The following is a 3313-nucleotide window of genomic DNA, read 5'->3' as shown; positions in this document are numbered from 1 at the left end:
GCTCTGGCATTCCTTGAAAAGCTCCAGAGCCTGCTCATCCTTGATATGTCCTGCCTGGAGATTTAAAAGACTGGAAATCACCTGCATGTTGTTCTTTACTCTATGATGAATCTCCTTCAGCATTACCTTTTTCTCCAAAAGTGATTGCCGGACTTTTCTCTCGGCCTGCTTGCGGTCTGTAATGTCGCGGATGGATTCAATAGCGCCAACAACAGTTCCTTTGTGATCGTACATAGGGCTCGCCTTGCCCCACAAAAACAATTCCGGAGCCTTTACGAAAGGAACAACCGCCTCAGCAAGCAGGGCATCTCCCTCCCTGCGAACGAAGGCATATTTTTCTTCTATTTCGCTATCAGGTTTAAGCACAAGATCAATCAATATGGGCCTTCTGGTACCATAAAACGGCAGGGCATATTCATAGTTTCCCTTGCCCAGCATATCTTCGGCCTTGACACCCGTCATCTCTTCAATCGCCCTGTTCCAGGCAACAACTTTGCCATCAAGATCTATGGCCAAAGTAGCGTCAGGCAGGAAATTGATAATATCGGCAAGTTGCTGTTCGGATTCTATAAGCGCTTTCTCCATTTCTATCCCGCGAAGAGCAATCCCTATGTCACCAGCCACCTCCTTCAAGAGTTCCTTCTCCTCCTCGTCGGCAGTGACATCTGGTGCAAACAATATGGCAAGCAGTCCATAAAATCGATCAGTGTGCTCGACACGGATGATTGCGGCCTCTCTGCCGACGTGTGCATCCTTGAAGAAGCAATCTCCGCACTCTCTGGATTTGTCTACAATCGCAAGCTTCTGTTTCTCAGCGATTATTCTTCTGATGCAGGGAGGATGATCGCCACCAATTACATGTTCGCTGAAACGAGATACATCTTCTAACCTGAAGCCTGAACCCTTGACAGTGGCAAAGGTTTTACCATCCCCCGAAAATCCGAGCCATGCAGCATCGTAGCCTCTTGCCTCTATCAGAATATTGCAGGCTTTCTGGAGCAGACAGTCTCTATCCTTTTCCACTACAATCATCTGATTGACATTTCTGATGGCCTTGAGGATGCTGTTCAGGCGTTTGATACGTTCTTCCACCTGCTGCTGTTTGGCAGCAGCTTCCTGGATCGATCCTGCCATTCGGTTATAGCCCTGGATCAGATTCAGGATTTCATGGTCGCCCTTTTCCTCCAAGCGGTAATCCAAATCCCCCTTCCCAAATTTATCCATGGCGAGGTTCAGGTTTTGCAAAGGCTTGCTGAAACTACGAGACATAAAATAAACCAACAATAGTCCCAGTGCCACACAGACAAGCATAATAAATATGGTCATCTTTGCAGTATCATTTATCTGCCTGTAAAAGATTTCTTCATTCATTCCCACATGGATCTCGGCCGGCATATGCTTAACAGGACGTATTGCAAAATCCCTGATTCGTCCCTTATTGGTAAGAAGAAGTTTGGATGTGATCGCCTTGTCCTTTGGCAGGGGATTGGCGCTGAAGAGTTCGGATGGGAAACCATGGTCAAAACTGTGGGCAAGCAATTGTCCATCACTGCCGATCACAAAAACATAATCTACATAATTCACGTCCTCGCAAAACTTCCTGGTTGTGTTCTTCAGTTGCAAGGTATCCCCGGTAAGCGCCATATTGGTTATGTCGCCGGAGAAATACCTGACAAGGGAGACGCGACGATTTTCGGTCTCCTCTATTATCCTTTTTTGGTAAAATCCTAAAAAAAAGATGACAAGCGCGATTGCCATCAGAACCATGATGGCTGAAAAACCCAGCGCCAGCTTTGTTCTGAATCTCATCTTATTCATCTCCCAGGAGCTGGTATCTCGCAGCTAATTTTTTTAAAACATCATAATCTCCCGGCTGCACAGCCGTGAAACCTCCGGGCATCTCTGTTTTAGACCAGTTGATTAGCCCCTCTTTATCTTTGCCAAGGGGTTCAAATTGAAGGAGGGCTGTCTTGACCTTTGATGCAGTCTCTTCGGCAACATCTTTGTTAACGGCAATACCGCTGCGAGAATAGTAATCCGAAATGGCAAGTATCTTTACGTCCCCCTGTTTTTCAAGGTCCAGTGCCAGTCGGTCCTGAACTCCTCCGGCTGAAACATCCCCTCTAATAACGGCCTTGGCGCACGCCCAGTGGGATCCCACAAAGAGGTGTTTCTTCAGATCTGTAAGGGATATCCCCTCCCTTTCCAACATGTAACGGGGGATAAGGTGTCCCTGGGTAGAATACTTTGATCCAAAGGCAAAAGTGCGGCCTTTCAGCTGGGATAATTGATTGAGAGGGCTTGTCTTTTTGACAATAATGGCGGCCCTGTAGTTTCCTTTTCCTTTCTCATCGAGACCTTTGACCAGCATCCTCACGCCGTAATCGTGTTCGGCCTTGAGGTAACTCAAACCACCTATGATAGCAAACTGAGCCTTGCCCGTACCGATATTGTCAATGGTTTCTTTGTAATCCTTTGAAAAAAGAAGATCAAAATCAAGCCCGGTCTCCTTTTCCAGATAGTCAAGAAAAGAACCGTAGATCTGCGCATCCTCTTCAGGACTGAGCCGAAGGTCAAAGCAAAATACGAGGCTTTTGATCTTCCCTGTGTCTTTTCTTAATTGGCTGAGGTTGGCAGTCTTCTTGTCAAGGTTGACCTTTTGAGCCTCTTCTCCCTGCTGGCAGGAAAGCGCGGCCATACAGTAAAGAAGAATTGCAACTACAATAACAGACATCCTGAGGCTTTTCATGTCTTCCTCCTTACGTGACGGGATTGTTAGCCCCTCTGTAGGGCACGGAGACCCTGCGCTCGTATAAAAGGCTTACGCCTAAAATCCTTATTCGGTCGCATAAAATTCCTTATTCGGAGTTTACCCGTAAGGGTTTTACCCCTTTATATGCTCTTCCTGTACCAAATCCACGTAGCGTGGCCCCCTGTGGGCAACATGATTATGGGTTTTTTCGCACGGACAAACAATACCGGATCAAGGTCCGGCACATGGTTTGTCCATGCCACCCTTTAGTTCGTTAGTAGCATGCCCCCTCTGCGGGCAACATACGGGCGGGGAACAGAGCCCCCGCTCCACGTTATCCTGTCCCCTCTTATGCTTTATGTTTCATCAAGCGTAAACCCTTTCTCAGTAAAGAGTTTCAGGCAGGCATCTACCACCTGGGGATCATAAAGAACATCTTTATTCCGTGAGATTTCTTCCAGCGCATCTTCTATCTTCTCAGCGGGCCGGTAAGGCCGGTGAGAAGCCATAGCTTCAACGACATCTGCCACAGCTATGATCCTCGCTTCCAGAAGAATCTCC

3 protein-coding genes are annotated in these 3313 nt (G+C 47.4%); all 3 read right to left on the bottom strand.

Annotation, left to right across the window (positions count from 1 at the left end; all coding sequences use genetic code 11):
* Window positions 1-1809 (bottom strand): PAS domain S-box protein (locus Q7J27_09675; GenBank protein ID MDO9529416.1); only part of this gene is annotated, 1809 nt, incomplete at its 3' end.
* A gap of 1 nt (window position 1810) precedes the next feature.
* Window positions 1811-2749 (bottom strand): phosphate/phosphite/phosphonate ABC transporter substrate-binding protein, encoded by a 939-nt coding sequence (gene phnD / locus Q7J27_09670; protein MDO9529415.1) that lies wholly within the window; start codon window positions 2747-2749, stop codon window positions 1811-1813.
* A 359-nt stretch (window positions 2750-3108) separates the two neighbouring features.
* Window positions 3109-3313: hypothetical protein (locus tag Q7J27_09665; GenBank protein MDO9529414.1), on the bottom strand; the 205-nt coding region annotated here is incomplete at its 5' end.

The sequence above is a fragment of the Syntrophales bacterium genome, assembly GCA_030655775.1.
Taxonomy (GTDB): domain Bacteria; phylum Desulfobacterota; class Syntrophia; order Syntrophales; family JADFWA01; genus JAUSPI01.
This window is presented reverse-complemented; position numbering and strand designations above follow the sequence as displayed.